16 protein-coding genes are annotated in these 20077 nt (G+C 69.4%); 12 read left to right on the top strand and 4 right to left on the bottom strand.

Features of this window, described 5'->3' with window-relative positions:
- The first annotated feature begins 2 nt into the window (after window positions 1–2).
- The 10 genes from M8231_RS05660 (at window position 3) to metH (ending at window position 13703) form a co-directional block, all read left to right on the top strand.
- Window positions 3–716, top strand: a complete 714-nt coding sequence (locus M8231_RS05660; RefSeq protein WP_249750842.1) for a DUF4159 domain-containing protein — start codon at window positions 3–5, stop codon at window positions 714–716.
- A gap of 22 nt (window positions 717–738) precedes the next feature.
- On the top strand, window positions 739–1740 hold the full coding sequence (locus M8231_RS05655; RefSeq protein ID WP_250202427.1) for an AAA family ATPase: 1002 nt from the start codon (window positions 739–741) through the stop codon (window positions 1738–1740).
- A gap of 7 nt (window positions 1741–1747) precedes the next feature.
- Complete coding sequence (locus M8231_RS05650; RefSeq protein WP_249750843.1) at window positions 1748–2635, top strand: DUF58 domain-containing protein; 888 nt, start codon at window positions 1748–1750, stop codon at window positions 2633–2635.
- Complete coding sequence (locus tag M8231_RS05645) at window positions 2632–3789, top strand: BatA domain-containing protein (protein ID WP_250202426.1); 1158 nt, start codon at window positions 2632–2634, stop codon at window positions 3787–3789. The genes M8231_RS05650 and M8231_RS05645 overlap by 4 nt, the downstream gene beginning before the upstream one ends.
- On the top strand, window positions 3786–5969 hold the full coding sequence (locus M8231_RS05640; RefSeq protein WP_250202425.1) for a DUF4175 family protein: 2184 nt from the start codon (window positions 3786–3788) through the stop codon (window positions 5967–5969). Before M8231_RS05645 ends, M8231_RS05640 begins: the two co-directional genes overlap by 4 nt.
- Entirely contained in the window at window positions 5966–7771 is a 1806-nt protein-coding gene (locus tag M8231_RS05635) for a hypothetical protein (protein WP_250202593.1), read from the top strand. Before M8231_RS05640 ends, M8231_RS05635 begins: the two co-directional genes overlap by 4 nt.
- Before the next feature lie 61 nt (window positions 7772–7832).
- A complete protein-coding gene (locus M8231_RS05630) occupies window positions 7833–8807 on the top strand; it encodes an ArsR/SmtB family transcription factor (protein ID WP_249750849.1) in 975 nt (324 codons plus the stop codon).
- Window positions 8807–9751 (top strand): methylenetetrahydrofolate reductase [NAD(P)H], encoded by a 945-nt coding sequence (gene metF, locus M8231_RS05625; protein ID WP_250202424.1) that lies wholly within the window; start codon window positions 8807–8809, stop codon window positions 9749–9751. Before M8231_RS05630 ends, metF begins: the two co-directional genes overlap by 1 nt.
- The gene (locus M8231_RS05620) at window positions 9748–10842 is read left to right on the top strand and encodes a homocysteine S-methyltransferase family protein (protein WP_250202423.1); all 1095 of its coding nucleotides are present in this window, start codon (window positions 9748–9750) and stop codon (window positions 10840–10842) included. The genes metF and M8231_RS05620 overlap by 4 nt, the downstream gene beginning before the upstream one ends.
- Before the next feature lie 194 nt (window positions 10843–11036).
- Window positions 11037–13703 carry a methionine synthase gene (gene metH, locus M8231_RS05615; protein ID WP_250202422.1) on the top strand — a complete coding sequence of 889 codons (2667 nt, stop codon included), beginning with the start codon at window positions 11037–11039 and terminating at the stop codon, window positions 13701–13703.
- A gap of 42 nt (window positions 13704–13745) precedes the next feature.
- On the opposite strand, the gene M8231_RS05610 is transcribed toward metH, so the two are convergent.
- Both M8231_RS05610 and M8231_RS05605 read right to left on the bottom strand, forming a co-directional pair.
- On the bottom strand, window positions 13746–14300 hold the full coding sequence (locus M8231_RS05610; protein ID WP_249750851.1) for a hypothetical protein: 555 nt from the start codon (window positions 14298–14300) through the stop codon (window positions 13746–13748).
- A gap of 137 nt (window positions 14301–14437) precedes the next feature.
- On the bottom strand, window positions 14438–17437 hold the full coding sequence (locus M8231_RS05605; RefSeq protein WP_250202421.1) for a TonB-dependent receptor plug domain-containing protein: 3000 nt from the start codon (window positions 17435–17437) through the stop codon (window positions 14438–14440).
- A gap of 265 nt (window positions 17438–17702) precedes the next feature.
- On the opposite strand from M8231_RS05605, the gene M8231_RS05600 reads away from it, so the two are divergent.
- On the top strand, window positions 17703–18254 hold the full coding sequence (locus M8231_RS05600; RefSeq protein WP_249750853.1) for a hypothetical protein: 552 nt from the start codon (window positions 17703–17705) through the stop codon (window positions 18252–18254).
- Between the two features lie 5 nt (window positions 18255–18259).
- Here the strand turns inward: M8231_RS05600 and M8231_RS05595 are convergent, their stop codons facing one another.
- Window positions 18260–18406 (bottom strand): hypothetical protein, encoded by a 147-nt coding sequence (locus M8231_RS05595; RefSeq protein WP_249750854.1) that lies wholly within the window; start codon window positions 18404–18406, stop codon window positions 18260–18262.
- A gap of 69 nt (window positions 18407–18475) precedes the next feature.
- Here M8231_RS05595 and M8231_RS05590 point away from each other — a divergent pair, with 69 nt between their 5' ends.
- The gene (locus M8231_RS05590; protein WP_249750855.1) at window positions 18476–19378 is read left to right on the top strand and encodes an MBL fold metallo-hydrolase; all 903 of its coding nucleotides are present in this window, start codon (window positions 18476–18478) and stop codon (window positions 19376–19378) included.
- Here M8231_RS05590 and M8231_RS05585 read toward each other — a convergent pair.
- A complete protein-coding gene (locus tag M8231_RS05585; RefSeq protein ID WP_250202420.1) occupies window positions 19375–20061 on the bottom strand; it encodes a DUF1499 domain-containing protein in 687 nt (228 codons plus the stop codon). The genes M8231_RS05590 and M8231_RS05585 overlap by 4 nt on opposite strands.
- Between the last annotated feature and the right edge of the window lie 16 nt (window positions 20062–20077).

Below are 20077 nucleotides of genomic sequence, written 5' to 3'. Positions count from 1 at the left end.
GGATGGGCGGCGGTCGGCTCACCCGTGCGGACTGCCTGCGACTGCTGGCCGGCGGCGCGCTGGGCTCCCTGGTTTCAGGGCGTCCGGCCGTCGCCGCGCCGACCTACGACTTCTGGTTCACCCGTCTGCGCTACGATTCCGGCGACTGGGACGTGGACCAGCGGATGCCGTCGAACATCCTGACCTCCCTGGTCGACTACACCAACCTGCGGATCGACCCGGAGGAGCGGGTGGTGCGCCTGTCCGACCCGGCGATGCTGAGGGCGCCGTTCTGCTATCTGGCGGGACACAAGCTGGTCGAGTTCAACGCCGCCGAGGCGGCCAATTTCGAACGCTATGTCAGGAACGGCGGCTTCGTCTTCGTCGACGACTGCAACCACGACATCGACGGCCTGTTCGCCACCTCGTTCGAGCGTCAGATGGCGAGCCTGTTCGGCGCCGACGCCCTGAACAAGCTGCCCAACGATCACGCCCTCTATCGCAGCTTCTTCCAGTTCGACGGCCCGCCGGCCACCAGCTTCGAGCTGAACGGCTGGGGCGACGACCTGGTGCACGACTATCTGAAGGGCATCGTCGTGAACGGCCGGCTGGGCGTGCTCTACAGCAACAAGGATTACGGCTGCGAGTGGGACTACGACTGGCGCAACAAGCGCTTCCTGGCCGAAGACAACACCAAGTTCGCGGTCAACATCGTGATCTACGCCCTGACCGCCTGACCCCTCCCCGCCTGGAACTCCCATGACCGACACGCCCAGCGAAGCCGAAATCAAGGACCGTCTCGACCAGCTCGGTCGCCTGCGCCAGGCGATCGGTCAGGCCATCGTCGGTCAGGAGCAGGTGGTCGAACAGCTGCTGGTCGGCCTGCTGGCGGGCGGCCACTGTCTGATCGAGGGCGTCCCCGGCCTGGGCAAGACGCTTCTGGTGCGGACCCTGGGTCAGGCGCTGGCGCTGGACTTCCACCGCGTCCAGTTCACCCCCGACCTGATGCCCAGCGACATCCTGGGCACCGAGGTGCTGGAAGAGGATCACGGCACGGGCCATCGGCGCTTCCGTTTCCAGCCGGGCCCGGTCTTCACCAACCTGCTGCTGGCTGACGAACTGAACCGCACCCCGCCCAAGACCCAGGCCGCGCTGCTGGAGGCGATGCAGGAGCATACCGTCAGCTACGCCGGCGTGACCCATCGGCTGGCAGAGCCCTTCTTCGTCCTGGCGACGCAGAACCCGCTGGATCAGGCGGGCACCTATCCCCTGCCGGAAGCGCAGCTCGACCGCTTTCTGCTGAACATCCGGGTCGGCTATCCGACCGCCTCCGAAGAGCGCGCCATCCTGGTCCAGACGACCGGCGCCGGCGGCGCCGAAGTCCCGCAGGTGATGCAGGGGCCGGACATCGTGGCCCTGCAGAAATGGGTGCGTCAGGTCCATGTGGGCGACGGGCTGATGGACTGGATCGTCGCCCTGGTGCGGGCCACGCGGCCGGCGCCCGACGCGCCGGCCGTCGTGCGTGACTACGTCCGCTGGGGCGCCGGTCCACGCGCGGGACAGGCCCTGATCCTGGCGTGCAAGGCCCGCGCCCTGCTGCACGGGCGTCTGGCCGCGACGCGCGAGGACGTCCTGGCCCTGGCCGCGCCAGTGATGCGCCACCGCATCCTGCTGTCCTTCGCCGCCGAGGCCGAGGCCAAGAGCGCCGACGCCGTCATCGCGGACCTGCTGACGACCCTGCCCGCCCCCGCCTCGGACTGAGGCGCCGATGTCGCCGCTCGACCTGCCTGCCGATCTGCGCAGCCGCCTGCGGCGGCTGTCGCTGACGCCGCGTCGGCCGGCGATGCTGTCCGCGGCCGGCCAGCACGACAGCCGCAATCGCGGGGGCGGGTTGGAGTTCGCCCAGTATCGGCCCTACGAGCGCGGCGACGACCTGCGCCGGATCGACTGGAAGCTCTACGCCCGGTCGGACCGCTTCTTCGTACGCGACGCCGAACGCGAGAGCCCGGTGGCGATCTGGATCGTGCTGGACGCCAGCGCCTCCATGAGCCAGGCGGACCTGGCGACGCCGCTGTGGAGCCGGTTCGACGCCGCACGCCGCCTGGCCGCCAGCCTGATCCAGGTGGCTCTGCAACAGGGCGACTGCTTCGGCCTGATGGTCGCCTCGGCCGGCGCGCCCGTCGTCATCGAACCGGGCGCCGGCGCGCGCCATCGCGACCGGCTGTCGTTGGCGCTGGCCCCGCTTCAACCCGGGGGTGTCGCCCACTGGACGCGCGATGTGGCGGTGTTGGGCCAGCGTCTGGGCCCAAGCGATCTGATCCTGTTTCTGAGCGACGGGTTCGACGAAGACTGCGTCGCCGGGGCCGAACGGCTGGCCGCCTCCGGTCGCGACGTCGCCCTGATCCAGATCCTGACCGCCGACGAACGGGACTTCCCCTTCGACGACGGCTATCGCTTCGAGGATCCCGAGTCTGACGGCCATGTGGTCGGCGACGGACGCGCCCTGCGCGCCGGCTATCTGGCCCGCATGGCCGAGGCGCGGGCCGCCCTGGTCGCCCGCCTGGACGCCCACGGCGTGCGCCACGCCCTTCATGTGGTCGACGAGCCGGCGGACCGTCCCATACAGGCCCTGTTCCGCGAGGCGACGCGGTCATGAGCCCGGCCCTGCTCGCGCCCTTCGCCCTCGTCGCCCTGGCGGCGCTGGCGATCCCCGTCGTCATCCACATCGCCCGGCGAACCCAGACGCGCACGGTCGCCTTCGCCGCCCTGCGCTGGCTGAAGCGCGATCCCAGGTACCGCCGACGCCTTCGGATCGACGAACGGCGGCTGCTGGCCGCCCGATTGGCGCTGCTGGCCGCGATCGTCCTGGGCCTGGCCCAGCCCGTGCTGCGCGGCCTGGCCGACGACCGTCCGGTCTTCGCCGTCGCCCCTGGCGTGGACCCGGCCCGCCTGCCCGCGCCGCGACAGGACAACGCCCGGCGGATCTGGCTGGCCCCTGGCTTTCCGTCTCTCGACAACGCCCCGCCGACAGGAGGCGAGGGTCAGGACCTCGTCAGCCTGATCCGGCAACTGGACGCCGACCTTCCCCAGGGGACGCCGCTGGAACTGGTCGCGCCGTCGGTCCTGGACGGCGTCGATGCGGAACGCCCGCGCCTGTCGCGGGCGGTCGCATGGCGCGTGGCGGATCCCGCCCCCGCATCGGCGCCGGCTTCCTCCCCGCCGCCCCGCCTCACGGTCCGCTACGCCCCGGATGCGGAACGCCAGGCCCGGTTTTTCCGGGCCGCCGTCTCGGCCTGGACGGCGCCGGACCTGCGGCCCGCCTTCGACGCCGCCTCGACCGACAAGGCGCTGGGCGCCGACCCCGGCGCGCTGGTGTGGCTGGCGGCCGGCGCTCCGTCCGCCGAGGTCGTCGCCTGGATCCGCGCCGGGGGCGTGGCCCTTCTGTCCTCCGACGCCGTCCTGCCGTTCGAAGGCGAGGCCGTCGCCGCCTGGCGCGACGACGCCGGCGCGCCCTTGGCGATGCAGGGCCTGGTCGGCAAGGGGCGGGTCGTGCATCTGACGCGGCCGCTGACGCCGTCGGCCATGCCCGCCGTGGCCCAGGCCGACTTTCCCGACGCGCTTTGGCGGCTGCTGGCGCCGTCGCCGCAGCCCGCGCGCGTCGCCGCCGTCGATCACGCCCCGCTGACGGGGGGGCCGGCTCCTCGGCTTCCGGCCTTGGACGCAAGACCCTGGCTGGCTGTGCTCGTCGCCCTGCTGTTCGCGGTCGAGCGCTGGCTCGCCACCCGCCGACGTCGAGCGGTCGCGCCATGACCGCACGCAAACCCTCGCTCCAGCAGCAAGCCCTTCGGCTTCAGAACGCCGCCCGCCGCCGCGCGGCCCTGGACACGCTGGCGATCGGCCTGCCGCTGACGACGGGCATTGTGCTTCTGTGCCTGCGGATTTTCGGTCCGGAGGTCGCGGCCGCCGTCGCCGTCGGCCTGCTCCTGGCGACTTCGATCACGGCCGCCTGGCGGATCCGCCGTCTTGACCGGGCGTGGCTCGTCGCCCGACTGGACGCCGGCGCCCCGCCGTTGGAAGACAGCGCCGACCTGCTGTTCCGCGACCCCGCCGCGCTGAAGGGGTTCGCCGCCCTGCAACGCGGCCGCCTGGAGCGCCGAACGGACGCTCTGGAGCGAATGGATCTGCGGCCGCCGTGGTCGCGCCGGCCCATCGTCAGCGCTGTCTTGGTCGGCGCGGCGATCGGCCTGGCGGCGGCCATCTGGCCTTCCACGCAGCCGGTCGATGCAGGGCGCCGCGTCACGCCCCATTCAGCCGGGGCGCCGAAGGTGACGCGCACCCGCCTGCGGATCGTCCCGCCCGCCTATACGGGGCTGCCCGCGCGCGAGCAGCCCGCGCTGGACGCCCGCGCGCCAGAGGGATCACGTATCGAGTGGGTGATCGACATGGCGCCCGGGCCTGACGCCGCACAGCTGGTCTTTCCCGGCGCGGCGGCCGTGACGCTGGCCCGCCGGGGCGGCGGCTGGCGGGGCGCGACGACCCTGACCGCCTCGACCCTCTATCGCCTGGAGGCCCAGGGGCTGGAGCGCCAGCGACTGCACCGGCTGAACGCCGTCATCGACGCCGCCCCGGTCGTTCGCATCGTGGAGCCCGACGCCCAGTTGGTCCTGACGCGCCCCGGCCAGACGCGCTGGACCCCGGTGTTCGAGGTCACGGACGACTACGGCGTTGCGCCCGGCGCGGTGCTGCGCATCGCCGTGACCCGGGGCGAGGGCGAGAACATCACCGTCAAGCATCGCACCCTGCCGCTGACCGGTCGCGGCGACGGCCGGCGCAAGCGTTTCTCCGTCACCCTGGATCTGGCGCGCGAGGGCCTGGCGCCGGGCGGCGACATGATCGTGCAGCTGGCGGCGCGCGACAATCGCGCCCCGGCTCCGCAGACGGTCGACGGCCCCAGCGTGATCCTGCGCTGGCCGTCGGCCCAGGGGCTGGAGGGCGGCCTGGACGGCATGGTCCGCCAGACCCTGCCCGCCTACTTCCGCAGCCAGCGGCAGATCATCATCGACGCCGAGGCGCTGATCGCGGATCGCCGCCGGATCGGCGCCGACCGGTTCCAGAGCCGCTCCAACGCGTTGGGCGCCGACCAGGCTCAGTTGCGCCTGCGCTATGGCCAGTTCATGGGCGAAGAGGCCGAGGGCGGCGGCGCCGGCGGAATCGCGCTGCCGACAAACGACGCGCCCTCGCGCCCGGCGCTTCCGACCAACGACGCCCCCGCGCCGGCCCCGGCGGCGGCCGAGGCCGATCACGATCATGCGGATCACGACCACGCCGATCACGACCACGCGCATGACGCCGGACCGCCCGCCTTCGGCTCGCAGATGGATGTGACGGCGCAGTTCGGCCACGTCCACGACACGCCGGAGGCGGCGACGCTGTTCGACCCCGGCACGCGCGACACCCTGCGCCAGGCGCTGAACGCCATGTGGGGCTCCGAACGCGCCCTTCGCCAGGGTCTGCCGGAAGACGCCCTGCCCTACGCCCACCGCGCGCTGGAGCTGCTGAAGGAGGCCCAGCAGGCCACGCGAATCTTCCTGGCGCGCACCGGCGCGAACCTGCCGCCCGTCGACCTGTCGCGCCGCCTGAGCGGAGACCGCGACGGGATCGTCGGCGGGGCGTTCGCCGCCCTGCCGGACCGGACCGCCGACGCCACGGCCGCCGACGTCTGGCGCGCCCTTCAAGAGCGGCCGGGCCCGACGGGGCCCCTGAGATTGGACGCGCTGGATCGCTGGGTTCGCGACAACCGCGGCCGGCTGCAGGACCCGCTGGCGCTGACGGCGGCCATCGACACCGTCCGCAACGAACCCGATTGCCGGCCGTGCCGCGCCCGGCTGCGCGCCCTTCTCTGGACCGCGCTGGATCGGCCGCCGCCCGCCGTCCAGCGTCGCACGGCGCCGGACGCGCGCGGGCGGCGCTATCTGGAGGCCCTGCAATGACCGGGGCCGCCTCCATTCCCGTTTGGGTCGGCGTCGCCATCGGCCTGATCGTGGCGATCAGCCTGGCGCGGCTGATCCTGTGGCGACAGGCGGCGCCCGTCGACCAGCGTTCGTCCCTGTGGCGGCTGGCCCTGCTGATGACGCTGAACGTCGCGGCGGGCGCGCTGCTTTATCTGACCCTGTTCCCGCCAGCCACGTCGCTGCGGGCGGGCGCCCTGGTGGTGGCCACGCGGGGGGCGCCCGGCGTTATCGCGACCGGACCGGGGGACAGGCTGATCGCCCTGCCCGAAGCCGGCGCCGTGGCGGGGGCCGAACCGGCGCCGGACCTGGCCACGGCCTTGCGACGGTTTCCCGACGCCGCCCGCCTGCGGATCGTGGGCGGCGGGCTGGAACCGCGCGACCTGCAGCCCCTGCCTGTTCCGACGACCTATGCGCCGCCCCCCCTTGCGCGAGGCGTCATCGAAGCGGCCCTGCCCGCACCGGTCGCCCCAGGCGGAACGTTCAGCGTGGCGGGGCGGGTCGGCGCCCTGCCCTCCGGCTCGATCGCCCTGGTCGATCCGTCCAACGCGGTGGTGGATCACGCCGCCGTCGTCGCCGGCGGCCGCTTCACGCTGCGATCCAGCGCGCGGGTGGCGGGTCAGGCCCTGTTCGCCCTTCGCCTGCAGGACGCCGCCGGCCGCACGGTCGAGCAGATCGCCGTGCCCGTCGACGCCCACCCTGCGCCGCGTCCTCGGGTCCTGGCCCTGGAAGGCGCGCCCAACCCCGAGACCAAATATCTGCGCCGGTGGGCCCAGGACGCCGACGTCGATCTGCGCCTCCAGGTCGATCTGGGCGGGGGCCTGCAGATGGGCGACCCGCCGGGGGCGCTGACGGCGGCCCGTCTTCGCGACGTCGACCTGCTGGTCATCGACGACCGGCGTTGGGAAGGCCTGTCCCCTCAGGCGCGCGCGGCCGTGACGGCGGCGGTGCGCGACGGGATGGGCCTTCTGCTGCGGCCGACCGACGCCCTGTCCGGCGCCACGCGTCGCGAATGGGCGGCGCTGGGCTTTCCGCTGAGCGGCGGCGGCGACGCCCGCGAGGTGGAGTTGCCCCCCGCCCCGGCGTCGACGACCAGCGGCGACGCCGCCGTGCGCGCCGAGACGCCGGCGCCCCTGGAACGGCGCGACTTCACCCTGTCCGGATCCGATACGGCGTCCCTACTGCGCGCCGCGGACGGAACCGAACTCGCGGGGTGGCGCCCGCTGGGTCTGGGCCGGGTCGGCGTCTGGACCGTCGCCGACAGCTATGTGCTTGTCCTGACCGGCCGGGGCGATACGCACGGCGCGCTGTGGAGCGCGCTTTTCTCCGGCCTGTCACGGCCCGAGCCGAGCCGCAGGCTGCACGTCGACGGCTTCTCGACGGCGGGCGTGCGACTGGTGGCGTGCGCGGTCGCCGCGAACACGATCGTCGTCGATCCGGCCGGACGAGAAAGCCGTCTGCTGGTCGATCCCGCAACCGGCGACCACGCCTGCGCCGCCTACTGGCCGCAACGCGCGGGCTGGCACATGGCGCGGACGCCGGACGGCGCGCAGACCGCCTTCTATGTTCACCCGCGTGACGCGGCGCCGTCGCTTCGGGCGTTCCAGGCGCGCGAGGCCACCCGCCAATTGGCCGCCGTTTCAGCCCCCCGGCCCGCCGCCGCGGCGGCCGACCGGCACGGACGCGGCGCGGCCTGGCCCTGGTTCGCCGCGCTGCTGGCCGTCCTCGCGTTTCTGTGGACAATCGAGCGCTGGCGGCCGAAGCGGACCGCGCCTGGGGACTGAGGCCCGGCGCGGTGGGCGATTTCGCTTGCATAATCATATAAGGATATCCTTATATGATGCCATGACCCTGACCGCGGATCAAACCGTCGAAGCCCTGCGCGCTGCTGGCGAACCGACCCGCCTGCGCGTGCTGTCGCTGCTGGCGGGGGAAGAACTGTCGGTCATGGAACTGTCCCGCATCCTGGACCAGAGCCAGCCGCGCGTGTCGCGCCACCTGAAGCTGATGACGGATGCGGGCCTGATCGAGCGCTTTCCCGACGGCGCGCGCGTCTATTACCGCCTGTCGCACGACGCCCAGGCGCGGCGACTGATCGATACGGTCCTGGATATCCTGGCCGACGACGCCGGCGAGGCCGACCACCGTCGCCTGGATGAGGTCCGCAAGGATCGCGAGGAAGCCGCCGCCGCCTATTTCGAACAGATCGCCCCCCAATGGGACAGGTTGCGCTCTCTCTACGTCAGCGAGAATGCGGTCGAGGCGGCGCTGGAGCAGGCCGCCGGTCCCGGCCCGTTCGAACGCGTGGTCGATCTGGGCACCGGTTCGGGCCGGATGCTGACCCTGTTCGGCAAGAAGGCGAAGATGGCGGTGGGCCTGGACCTGAGCCAGAACATGCTGAACATCGCCCGGACCAATGTGTCGAAGGCCGGGCTGGACAAGGTCGAACTGCGCCACGGCGACATCTTCGCCACCCGCCTGCCGGTCCACAGCGCCGATCTGGTGATCGTGCATCAGGTGCTGCACTACCTGGCCGATCCCGCCGCCGCCGTGGCCGAGGCCGCGCGGCTGGTCAGCCCGGGCGGGCGCCTGCTGATCGTCGACTTCGCGCCGCACGACTTCGAACACATGCGCGAGGCGCATCAGCATCGCCGTCTCGGCTTCGCCGACACCGAGATCGCCGGCTGGCTGAAGGAGGCGGGCCTGACCAGCTTCGCCCCCATCGCCCTGCCGCCCGACCGCGAGGGCCTGACCGTGACCATCTGGACCGGCGAACGCCCCGCCGTCCCCTCAGCCGTCCAAGATCGAAAGACCGCCTGATGGCCAGCCTGTCCGAAGCCCGCGCCCTGCTGCTGTCGCCGCTCGGTCCGGTCGCCCGCGCCGGATCGAACCATGCGCCCGTGCGCGTGTCGTTCGAGTTCTTTCCGCCCAAGTCGGATGACGCCGAGGCCAGCCTGTGGAAAGCGATCCGGCGGCTGGAACCGCTGAACCCGGCCTTCGTCTCAGTCACCTACGGGGCGGGCGGCTCCACGCGCGAACGCACGCACCGCACGGTCCAGCGCATCATCGCCGAGACCGCCCTGCGCCCCGCCGCCCACCTGACCTGCGTCGAGGCCAGCCGCGACGAGGTCGACGAGGTCATCGACAGCTACAAGGCCATCGGCGTCGACCACATCGTCGCCCTGCGCGGCGACCCGCCGGGTGGAGACGGAATCGGCGGCGTGTATCGACCGCGCGCCGACGGCTACGCCAATGCGACCGAACTGACCGCCGCCATCGGCCGCGCCGGCGGGTTCGAGGTGACGGTCGGCGCCTATCCCGAGAAACATCCCGAAAGCCCGTCGATCGACCACGACATCGACGTGCTGAAGGCCAAGGTCGACGCCGGGGCCACCCGCGCGGTCAGCCAGTTCTTCTTCGACATCGACGCCTTCCTGCGCTTCCGCGACCGGGTGCGGGCGGCGGGCGTGACCATTCCGCTGATCCCCGGCGTCATGCCGGTGTCGAACTTCAACGGCCTGAAGCGGATGAGCGCCGCCTGCGGCGCCGCGGTGCCCGACTGGCTGGCGGCCCATTTCGACGGTCTGGACGACGACCCCGAGACCCGCAAGCTTCTGGCCGCCTCGGTCGCCGCCGAAACCTGCGCCCGGTTGCAGGAAGAAGGCTTCAGCGACTTCCACTTCTACACCCTGAACCGCGCCGACCTGGTCTATGCGATCTGCCGGGTGCTGGGCGTGCGTGAACAGAAGGCGGTCGCCCAATGACGCCCCCCCCCGCCCGCGCCGACCGCATCGCCGCCCTGCATGCGGCGGCGAAGGAACGCATCCTGGTGCTGGACGGCAGCTGGGGCGTGATGATCCAGCGGCGCGGCCTGAGCGAGGCCGACTTCCGCGCCGATCGCTTCGTCGCCGCCAACGGCTATGACGAAAAGCAGCAGATGAAGGGGAACAACGACATCCTCTGCATCACCCGGCCCGACATCATCGCCGACCTGCACGAGCAGTATTACGCCGCCGGCGCCGACATCTCCGAGACCAACACCTTCTCGGCGACGACCATCGCCCAGGAAGACTACGCCCTGGACGAACAGGCGGTGTGGGACATCAATCTGGAAGGCGCGAAACTGGCGCGCGCCGCCGCCGACCGCTGGACCGAGAAGCAGCCGGACAAGCCCCGCTTCGCCGCCGGCTCCATCGGTCCCCTGAACAAGATGCTGTCGATGTCGTCGGACGTGAACGATCCCGGCGCCCGCAGCGTGACCTTCGACCAGGTCTATGAGGCCTATCGCCATCAGGTGAAGGCGCTGAACGAAGGCGGCGTCGATCTGTATCTGATCGAGACCATCACCGACACGCTGAACTGCAAGGCCGCGATCAAGGCGATCAAGGATCTGGAGGACGAGGGCATGGACGCCCTGCCCATCTGGATTTCCGGCACCATCACCGACCGTTCGGGCCGCACCCTGTCGGGCCAGACGGCCGAGGCCTTCTGGAACAGCGTGCGTCACGCCAAGCCCTTCGCCGTCGGCTTCAACTGCGCCCTGGGCGCCGATCTGATGCGCCCGTTCATCGCCGAACTGAGCCGCGTGGCCGACACCCTGGTCGCCGCCTATCCCAACGCCGGCCTGCCCAACGCCATGGGCCAGTACGACGAGCAGCCGCACGAGACCGCCCACTTCATCGAGGAATGGGCCGCCTCCGGCCTGGTCAACATCGTCGGCGGCTGCTGCGGCACCACGCCGGATCACATCCGGCACGTGGCCGAAGAAGTCGCGCCGCTGAAGCCCCGCGCGGTCCCGGAGCGGCCGGTGGCGCTGCGCCTGTCGGGGCTCGAGCCGTTCGAGTTGGTGGCGTGAGACACGAATGGACAAATCCTCCCCCGCCCTGCGGGGGAGGGGGACCGCGGAGCGGTGGAGGGGGCGACAATGCCTCCGCCGTCTGCCGCCTCGCTCGAATCAATATCCCGGAAGCGCAGGCATCTCATTTGCGTCCGCCCCCTCCACCACGCTTCGCGCGGTCCCCCTCCCCCGCTTCGCAAGGGAGGATCTAGATGCGTCCCGTCTTCATCAACGTCGGCGAACGCACCAATGTCACCGGCTCGGCCAAATTCCGCAAGCTGGTGGTCGAGGGCGATTACGCCGCCGCGCTGGATGTCGCGCGCCAGCAGGTCGAGGCGGGCGCCCAGGTCATCGACGTCAACATGGACGAGGGTCTGCTGGACGGCGTCGTCGCCATGCGGACCTTCCTCAACCTGATCGCGGCCGAGCCGGACATCGCCCGCGTGCCGGTGATGATCGACTCATCCAAATGGGAGGTCATCGAGGCCGGGCTGAAGTGCGTCCAGGGCAAGCCCATCGTGAACTCCATCTCGATGAAGGCGGGCGAGGCCGAGTTCCGGGAGCAGGCCGTCAAATGCCTGCGCTACGGCGCCGCCGTCGTGGTCATGGCCTTCGACGAGGCAGGCCAGGCCGACACGGCCGCCCGCAAGATCGAGATCTGCACCCGCGCCTACCGCATCCTGGTCGACGAGGTCGGCTTCCCGCCCGAGGACATCATCTTCGACCCCAACATCTTCGCCGTGGCGACGGGGATCGAGGAGCACGACAACTACGCCGTCGACTTCATCGAGGCGACGCGCGAGATCAAGCGCACCCTGCCCTACGCCCGCATATCCGGCGGCGTGTCGAACGTCTCGTTCAGCTTCCGCGGCAACGAGCCGGTGCGCCGGGCGATCCACTCGGTCTTCCTGTACCACGCCATCAACGCCGGCATGGACATGGGGATCGTCAACGCCGGCGACCTGCCCGTCTATGACGACATCGACCCGACCCTGCGCGAGGCGGTCGAGGACGTGATCCTGAACCGGCCGCAGCGGACCAACGTGTCCAACACCGAGCGGCTGGTGGACATGGCCCCGTCCTACAAGGGCGAAAAGGGCGCGGCCAAGGCCGTCGATCTGAAATGGCGCGACGCCCCCGTCGGCAAGCGGATCGAGCACGCCTTGGTCAACGGCGTCACGGAGTTCATCGAGGCCGACACCGAAGAGGCGCGCAGCCAGGCCGAGCGCCCCCTGCACGTCATCGAAGGCCCGCTGATGGACGGGATGAACGTGGTCGGCGACCTGTTCGGCTCGGGCAAGATGTTCCTGCCGCAGGTGGTGAAGTCGGCCCGCGTAATGAAACAGGCCGTGGCCTACCTCGAGCCCTTCATGGAGGCGGAAAAGGCCGGCCAGCCCCGCTCTTCCAACGGCCGCATCCTGATGGCCACCGTCAAGGGCGACGTCCACGACATCGGCAAGAACATCGTCGGCGTGGTTCTCCAGTGCAATAATTACGAGGTGGTGGACCTGGGCGTCATGGTCCCCGCCGACCGCATCCTGGACGAGGCCAAGGCCCGGAATTGCGACATCATCGGCCTGTCGGGCCTGATCACGCCGTCGCTAGACGAGATGGTCTTCGTCGCCGCCGAGATGGAGCGGCGCGGCTTCGACATTCCCCTGCTGATCGGCGGCGCCACGACCAGCCGCACCCATACGGCGGTCAAGATCGAGCCGGCCTATCAGCGCGGATCGACCACCTATGTCGTGGACGCCAGCCGCGCCGTCAGCGTGGTCTCTGGCCTGCTGTCGCCGACCGAAAGGGCCCGAAACGAGCAGGCGACCCGCGACGAATACATCCGCATCCGCGAACAGTATGCGCGCGGCCAGGACGTGAAGGCTCGCGCCAGCCTGCAGCAGGCGCGGGACAATCGCTGGCGGCCTGCGCAGGGTCAGACGCCCGCCCCGCCGCCGTCCTTCCTGGGCGTGCGCGCCTTCGACGCCTGGGACCTTCAGGACCTGGCCGACCACATCGACTGGACCCCCTTCTTCGCCAGTTGGGAGTTGATCGGCCGCTATCCCCTGATCCTGGAGGACGAAATCGTCGGCGAGGCCGCGCGCGACCTGTTCGCGGACGCCCAGGCCATGCTGAAGCGGATCGTCGACGAGCGCTGGTTCACGGCACGCGGCGTCGTCGGCTTCTGGCCCGCCAACGCGCGCGGCGACGACATCGTGGTCTGGAGCGACGAGACCCGCGCGACCGAGCTCGCCCGCTTCCACGGCCTGCGCCAGCAGATCGCCAAGTCGAACGGCAAGCCGAACCTGTCGATCTCCGACTTCGTGGCCGAGAACGGCGCGGACTATATCGGCGCCTTCGCCGTCACCGCCGGACACGGCGAACTGGAGAAGGCGGCCGCGTTCAAGGCGGCGGGCGACGACTATTCCGCCATCCTGGCCACGGCTCTCGCCGACCGCCTGGCCGAGGCCTTCGCCGAGCGGATGCACAAGGAGGTTCGCACCACCTTGTGGGGCTATGCGCCCAATGAAGCGGCGTCGGTCGAGGATCTGATCGCCGAGAAATACCAGGGCGTCCGTCCCGCCCCCGGCTATCCGGCCCAACCGGACCATACGGAAAAGGCGACCCTGTTCCGCCTGCTGGAGGCCGGGCCGAACGCCGGCATGGCCCTGACCGAAAGCTTCGCCATGACCCCGCCGGCCTCGGTTTCGGGCCTCTACTTCGCTCACCCGGGAAGCCACTATTTCGGCGTCGGCAAGATCGACCGCGACCAGGTCGAGGACTACGCCGCGCGCAAGGGATGGGATCTGGCCACGGCCGAACGCTGGCTGGCGCCGATCCTGAACTACGATCCCTACGCCCGCAAACGCGAAACGGCGGCCTGACCGAAGCCGGGCCGCCGTCGACAATCCGAGCCCGGACCGCGATCAGTCCGTCGGCGTTGCGTCCTGAAGCCCAACCTCGGCCGGCGTGGCCGGCGGCGTGGTGATGTTGTCGCGAATGCGCCGTGCGGCGTGCTCGCAACGTCCCGGCAGGCCGAAGAACAGCCCGAAGGCCTGGCTGCGGCTGGTCTCGTCCGCATTGGCGAGCAGAGGCGCCCATTGGGCCTTGGCCGCGGCGGCCGCCCTTTGGGCCTCGGCCTTGGCGGCGGCGGACTGACGGGGCTCGGCCGCGACCAGGGCGCTGCGGAAATCCTGCGCCTCCAGCCGCCCCAGTCTGACCAGTTCGGTGTCCTCGGCCGAGCGATCCGTCAGGGTGTCGCCCAGATCGGCGTGACCCGTCACCAACGCATCGCACCACGCCACCAGCGGATAATCCTGCGTCGGCGCCCCGCGCGGCAGAGGATTGGAATAGGCCAAGGCTTCGCGCAGGCGCACGGAATCGGCGGACTCGGAAACGGACGAAGCCGTGGCGATGGGGCCATCGCCGGGCGGGGTTTGTTGCAAGGTGAACGCGGCGGTGATCGCCAAGGCCAGAAACATGCAATCCTCATTCAGGGCGGCGTCGAACTCGCTTCAAACGCAAGGAGAGCTTGAGCGTTGCCAATGGCCGTTTGGAGGCGCGCCAAAAGAAAAAGGGCGGACCTTGCGGTCCGCCCTTCGCTCGTATCGATCCGCTCTTAGAAGCGAGCCTTCATAGCGATGTTAAAGGTGCGGCCGAACACTCGATACAGTTGCGTGTCCGTGTTCGCCTGTCCGTAACCGACACCCGAAGCGGTTTGCTCAGGCATACGATCAAAAACATTACCGACGAACGCCGTGATCTGGAGATTATCACTCACGTTGTAACGTGCTGAGAAGTCCAGATAGTTGGAGGACGGCGTGTAGACCGGGCTACCATCATTGTAATTCGGACCAAAGGCGATGTCCTCCAGCTGCGGGATGTAGTTCCAGCGGGTGAAGAAAGTGAAGTCACCGATGTCATACGAGACGGACAGCACCGACTTCCAATCGAAGATCCCGCCCCCGATGTAAGCCACGGCCGTGCCAGCATACTCGTCACCGTCATAGTCCAACGAGTCGACGTAGGTGAAGAGCTCGTTGATACGGAAGCGGCCCGGCAGGCCGACGTCAGCACCATCCAACACGAAGTCCAGTTGGAAGTCGTAACCCTTGGTACGCTGGTAGCCAAGGTTGGTGCGGGTGGTGTTCACAAAGTCGATTTGACCCGTTAGCGGATCACGGACGACGCGCGAGCAACCTTCGGCCGAGGCATCCAGCGATCCGTAGCAGTCATTGATCCAGTAACCCGCGCCCAGCGACGCCACCAGGTTGGTGATGTCGATGTCGTAGTAGTCGACTGAAGCGCGAATGGTGCCGACAGGCGACTGCGGCTGGAAGACCAAACCGATCGTGGTGGTTTCGGCCTCTTCCGGCGCAAGGTTCGGGTTACCAAACGCGAACGCCTCGACCTGAGTATTCGCTTGGGTGAAGCCGGTGAAGTCGTAACCACCCGCCTGGGCCGAGCAGAATGCCAGCAGTTGGGCCGACGGGTTCGCAGCCGACCGGCAGGGATCGGTGTAGCTGGCGAAGCCTTGGTCGCCGTTCTGGAACAGTTCGAACACCGAGGGCGCACGGACCGCAGTATTGTACATCGCGCGGACCTTCACCCAGTCCACCGGCGACCATTCGGCGCCGAGCTTGTAGGTCTCTTGCCCGCCGATGGTGTTGTAGTCGGAGTAGCGCGCCCCGGCTTCCAGTCCCAGGTAGTTGAAGAAGGGCAGGTCCGCCAACAGCGGCACAGCCACTTCGGTGTACACTTCGGAAACATCGACCGAACCGGCTTGGTTCTGGATTGCGTTGAAGCCGAAGATGTTACCGGTGCGTTGCATGTCATCGACGCGGAAGTCCGCCTTCGACTCGCGATACTCCGCACCGAACACCGCCGAAACGGGGCCCGCCGGCAGGTTGAACAGCGAGCCGCGCACGAAGCCCGCGACGCGCTTTTCGCGAATCTCCGTGGTGGCGAACGTCGGCACGGTCAGGAAGTTGACCATCGCGTCCGTCAATGTGCCTTCACCAAACAGATCGAGCGGCACGCATCCGGGCAGAAGGCCGACCAGCGCATTACCTGCGAGATCTTGGCATCCCGCCAAGCCTTGCGCCAGAGCGGTACGGTTGGTCGAGTTTTCGCCGGTCGAGGTAAAGTTGTTCAGGCCGTAGCTGGCCGTCAAGCTCCAGTCCCAAGTATCCGAGAACTTGCCCGTCAGGGTGCCCAGCATGGAGAGGGCGTTATTTTCTGACTGGCCGGTCCGCGCGCCGACTTCGTTCATTCGGCGGTCCATGGTGAAGGACGACAGCGGGTTCGGACGCGATTGCAACGCCGCCCACAGGTCCGGATGGTTGGTCGAGATCAGCGATCGCATGGCCGGCGTCAGGGTGACCTGCAGACCCGTCGCGGGCGTCGGAGCCAGCGAGACCTGCTGGGTGCTGTTGACGTAGTTCAACTGCACACGCAGACGGATGTCATCGGTGATGTCGTAGTGACCGATCGTCGAGATCGTGAAGCGCTCGGCCGGGATGACCAGATAGTTATCGGGGGCGAAGTTATAACGGCTGGACCCCGCGGCACGATCCGGAACAGCGCACGCGCCCGCGGTTGCCAGCGGCGTCAGGGCACCCGACGTATCGAACGAGAGGTTTCCGGTGTTGTAGGGGGTCGCGTTCGGCACGCCATCGCAAGTCGTGTCGTACCCGCCCGCCGCGAAGTTGGTGTTGCCTGTGGCGCCGACCGCACCCGCCAGTCCCCTGAACGGGTTCGCAGCGTTGTTATAGATCGTACCCCAAGCCGACGTAGCCGAACCGCCGGACACATAAGTGCCCAGAGCGCCGTTGTTGACCGCATCCAGCCATTCAGCGGCTGTGTCGACCACCGGGTAGGTTCCGTCGGCAGCGACCACAACAGCGCCCGAAACGGCGGAATAGTCGAACTCGCTCTGATAAGTCCCTTCGCGCTTGTAGTAGCTGGCGTAGGTGGTCAGGTTGCCGCGACCGTTGGCGAAGCTGCCGCCGAACAGGCCGTTGATTTCATACTCCGGCGAGTTGCCTTCGAAGTCGGAGCCGTAGCTCACGTTCATCTCGGCGCCTTCGAAGTTGTCCTTCAGAATGAAGTTCACGACGCCGGCCAGGGCGTCAGAGCCGTAAACGGCGGAGGCGCCGCCGGTGACGACTTCGACACGCTCGATCAGCGAGGCGGGAATGGTGTTCAGATCGACGACGCCGGTGGTCGACGAGGCGGGCACGCGCTCGCCGTTCACCAGAACCAGCGTACGTTGCGCGCCGAGGCCGCGCAGATCGACGGTGGCGAACTCTTCGCCGCCCGCGTTGTTCGAGGTGTTCATATTGCCGGCGACGACCGACGGCAGTTGGTTCAGAAGGTTTTCAACCGTCAGCGTGGCGGTCAGCTCGATCGTCTCCGACGTGACCGTCGTGACCGGACTGATGGCGGCGAAGTCCTGACGCACGATGCGCGAGCCGGTGACGACGACGTCTTCAACGGTCGCCTGATCGTCCGACGTTTGGGTTTCCTGCGCGAAGGCCGGGCTGGCGGCTGCGGCCATGATCGCGCCGCTAATCATGGTGGTCGCCAGCAGGCTTCGACGATACTTCAGATTGCTCAAGACTTGTTCTCCCGTGATGGCGAGCCCCGTCGGAAATCCGAACGCTCCCCCGCCAAAAGCCGATTACCCGACGCCAACGTCGGGTTGGTTGCAGACCATACGAACGCGCCGCTGAAGTCCAGCATCTTGGCCAATTTTGAACACAGTCGTCGCCACTCTGTCGCAAACGCGCCACACTCTGGTCGCGGATGGAGGCCCTGAGAGACCAGATTGGGCGTCCCCCTTGCCCACCCGGCCACCGGCCGCCAACGTGATGAGGTGAACGATGCCGAAAACAGGTCTGAAAATGCCGCGTTATTCATTTCTGATGGCGGTGGTCGCTTCGTCGGCTATTGCGGGCTCGGTTTCGGCCCAGACAGCCCCTTCCAGCGAAGTTTGGGATCAATTGATTCGTTGCCGGTCGGTGCAGGACGTCACCGCTCGATTGTCCTGCTACGACGATGCGACCGCCGCTTTCGAAACCGCAACGAGATCCGGGTCCGTCGTGGTTCTGGATAGAGCCGAAGTCGAGGCGTCGCAGCGGCAGGCCTTCGGATTCGACATCAACGTCCTCAATCCTTTCGCGCGCGAGGGGCGGCCAGAGGAAATCTCATCCATCACCTCTGCACTACGAAGCGCCAGGCAGGTGGGCGCAGGCCAGAAGTGGCTGGTGACGCTGGAGGACGGCTCAACCTGGCTTCAGATCGATTCGAGCTCGCCGTATGTTCGGCGGCAAGCGGGCCAGGAAGTCCAGGTGCGACGCGCTTCGCTCGGCAGTTTCATGATGACCGTAGGTTCAAGCAGCGCTTTTCGCGTGCGGCGCCAGACCACCGACTGACGTCTCTATCGCACGATCCCCACCCGCGCCGCATAGGGCGCGGGTTCCGGGGTGCAGGAGGCGACGACCAGTTGCGCCGCCATGAGACACAGGACCGCGGCGGCGATGGGCTGGAGCCGATTTGAGACAGCAAGGGCGATCGAACGGGCCATGACGGGCGCTCCGGCGAAGGTTTCCGACTCGTTAACGCAAGGGCCGCGCCAGACGCCCGGCGGGCGCCCATGATCCCCTTCGTGCGGGACTTCGACTTCGCCTACGGGCGGACGGATCAGGTGTCGCCGCTGATCCAGCGGCTGGTGGCGCCCAATCCCGGACCGTTCACCTTCACCGGCACCGGCGTCTATATCGTCGGGCGGACCGAGCCCGGCGCCCGGGTGGCGGTGATCGACCCCGGCCCGCGGGATCCCGCGCATGAGGGGGCGCTGCGGGCGGCGGTGGAAGGCCGCACCGTCAGCCATGTGCTGGTCACGCATACGCACCGCGATCACGCGCCGCTGGCGCGGCCCCTTGCGGAAAAGACGGGCGCGATCGTGCTGGCGGCCCGCCCGCCCGTCCGCGAAACCCACGCCTCGGGCGGCCTGGACGAGGAAGAGGATGCGGACTTCGCCCCGGATAAAATCCTGGTCGGCGGCGAGGTCATCGAGGGGGATGAGTGGACGCTCGAGGCCGTCGCCACCCCTGGCCATGCGTCGAACCATCTGGCCTTCGCCCTCAGGGAGGAGAACGCCCTGTTCAGCGGCGACCATGTGATGGGCTGGTCGACCACGGTGGTGGCCCCGCCCGACGGGAACATGCGCGCCTATCTGGCCAGCCTCGACGCCGTGATCGCGCGGGATTTCGCCACGATCTGGCCGACGCATGGGCCGCCGATCACCGAGGTCGCGCCCTTCCTCGCCGCCTATCGGGCCCACCGGCTGGAGCGCGAGGCCCAGGTTCTGGCGCGGCTGGCGGCCGGCGACCGGACGGTCGGAGAGATGGTCCCGGTCCTTTACGCCGCCGTCGATCGGCGACTGTGGCCCGCGGCGTCGCTGTCGGTCCTGGCGCACCTGATCAAGCTGGTGGAGGACGGGGTCGTCGAGGCCACGCCGCAGGCCGCGTTCTCGGCCGAATTCCGCCTGATCTAGCGGGCGGCCGCCTCGAGGGCGTCGGCCAGCTTGCCGGCCAGTCGACAGGCGGCGCCGCCGTCGGGGCGGATCCGGTCGCGGGCGGCGACGCGGATGTCGGTTCGGCCGGGCCGGATCCGCACCACGGCGTCATGGGCGAAGCCGAACCAGGCGCCCTCGTGCACGCCCTCGACTTCGAAGGTGGTGGCCCGCACGACGGGGAAGCCGGCGTCGACCAGGGCCGAGGCGGCCTGCTGCGCCAGCACCTGGGTCGGGATCGAGCGGGCCGCCGGGCAGGCGTCCGATCCCGCCGGCGTCTGGCCGCGATGAAGGGCCGCCAGACGCGAGAAGGCCGGCGGCTCGGCGCCGTTGCTGGTCACGTCGCGAGGCGTGTCCGCGGCCAGGCTGGCGGCCTGAACCTGGAATCCGGCGACGGCGGCCCCGGCCATGACCAGGGCGGCGACGGCGTAGAGCCCCCTGCCCTTCAGATCGCGGAACGCGAGCCCGGCGACGACCAGCGCCGCCGCCAGGGCGACCCAGGCCAGCCCTCGCGCGACGGTCCAGGTCAGGACGTCATAGGCCAGGCCCACGTCGACGCCGCCGAAGCGCGTGGCCGCCACCGCCGCGACGATCACCACCAGCGGCGCGGCGGCCAGGGCCGTCAGCCAGGGCAGGACGGCGGGCACGGGTTTGCTGGACGGCATCGGCGCTCCGGATTCG

It is taken from the genome of Brevundimonas albigilva (assembly GCF_023573565.1).
Taxonomy (GTDB): domain Bacteria; phylum Pseudomonadota; class Alphaproteobacteria; order Caulobacterales; family Caulobacteraceae; genus Brevundimonas; species Brevundimonas albigilva.
The sequence above is the reverse complement of the archived record's forward strand: the minus strand, read 5'-3'. Positions and strand labels throughout refer to the sequence as shown.

Coding starts and splice junctions, on each gene's coding strand:
- M8231_RS05660 (WP_249750842.1), top strand. CDS start 3: ATGGGCGGCGGTCGGCTCACCCGTGCGGACTGCCTGCGACTGCTGGCC.
- M8231_RS05655 (WP_250202427.1), top strand. CDS start 739: ATGACCGACACGCCCAGCGAAGCCGAAATCAAGGACCGTCTCGACCAG.
- M8231_RS05650 (WP_249750843.1), top strand. CDS start 1,748: ATGTCGCCGCTCGACCTGCCTGCCGATCTGCGCAGCCGCCTGCGGCGG.
- M8231_RS05645 (WP_250202426.1), top strand. CDS start 2,632: ATGAGCCCGGCCCTGCTCGCGCCCTTCGCCCTCGTCGCCCTGGCGGCG.
- M8231_RS05640 (WP_250202425.1), top strand. CDS start 3,786: ATGACCGCACGCAAACCCTCGCTCCAGCAGCAAGCCCTTCGGCTTCAG.
- M8231_RS05635 (WP_250202593.1), top strand. CDS start 5,966: ATGACCGGGGCCGCCTCCATTCCCGTTTGGGTCGGCGTCGCCATCGGC.
- M8231_RS05630 (WP_249750849.1), top strand. CDS start 7,833: ATGACCCTGACCGCGGATCAAACCGTCGAAGCCCTGCGCGCTGCTGGC.
- metF (WP_250202424.1), top strand. CDS start 8,807: ATGGCCAGCCTGTCCGAAGCCCGCGCCCTGCTGCTGTCGCCGCTCGGT.
- M8231_RS05620 (WP_250202423.1), top strand. CDS start 9,748: ATGACGCCCCCCCCCGCCCGCGCCGACCGCATCGCCGCCCTGCATGCG.
- metH (WP_250202422.1), top strand. CDS start 11,037: ATGCGTCCCGTCTTCATCAACGTCGGCGAACGCACCAATGTCACCGGC.
- M8231_RS05610 (WP_249750851.1), bottom strand. CDS start 14,300: ATGTTTCTGGCCTTGGCGATCACCGCCGCGTTCACCTTGCAACAAACC.
- M8231_RS05600 (WP_249750853.1), top strand. CDS start 17,703: ATGCCGAAAACAGGTCTGAAAATGCCGCGTTATTCATTTCTGATGGCG.
- M8231_RS05595 (WP_249750854.1), bottom strand. CDS start 18,406: ATGGCCCGTTCGATCGCCCTTGCTGTCTCAAATCGGCTCCAGCCCATC.
- M8231_RS05590 (WP_249750855.1), top strand. CDS start 18,476: ATGATCCCCTTCGTGCGGGACTTCGACTTCGCCTACGGGCGGACGGAT.
- M8231_RS05585 (WP_250202420.1), bottom strand. CDS start 20,061: ATGCCGTCCAGCAAACCCGTGCCCGCCGTCCTGCCCTGGCTGACGGCC.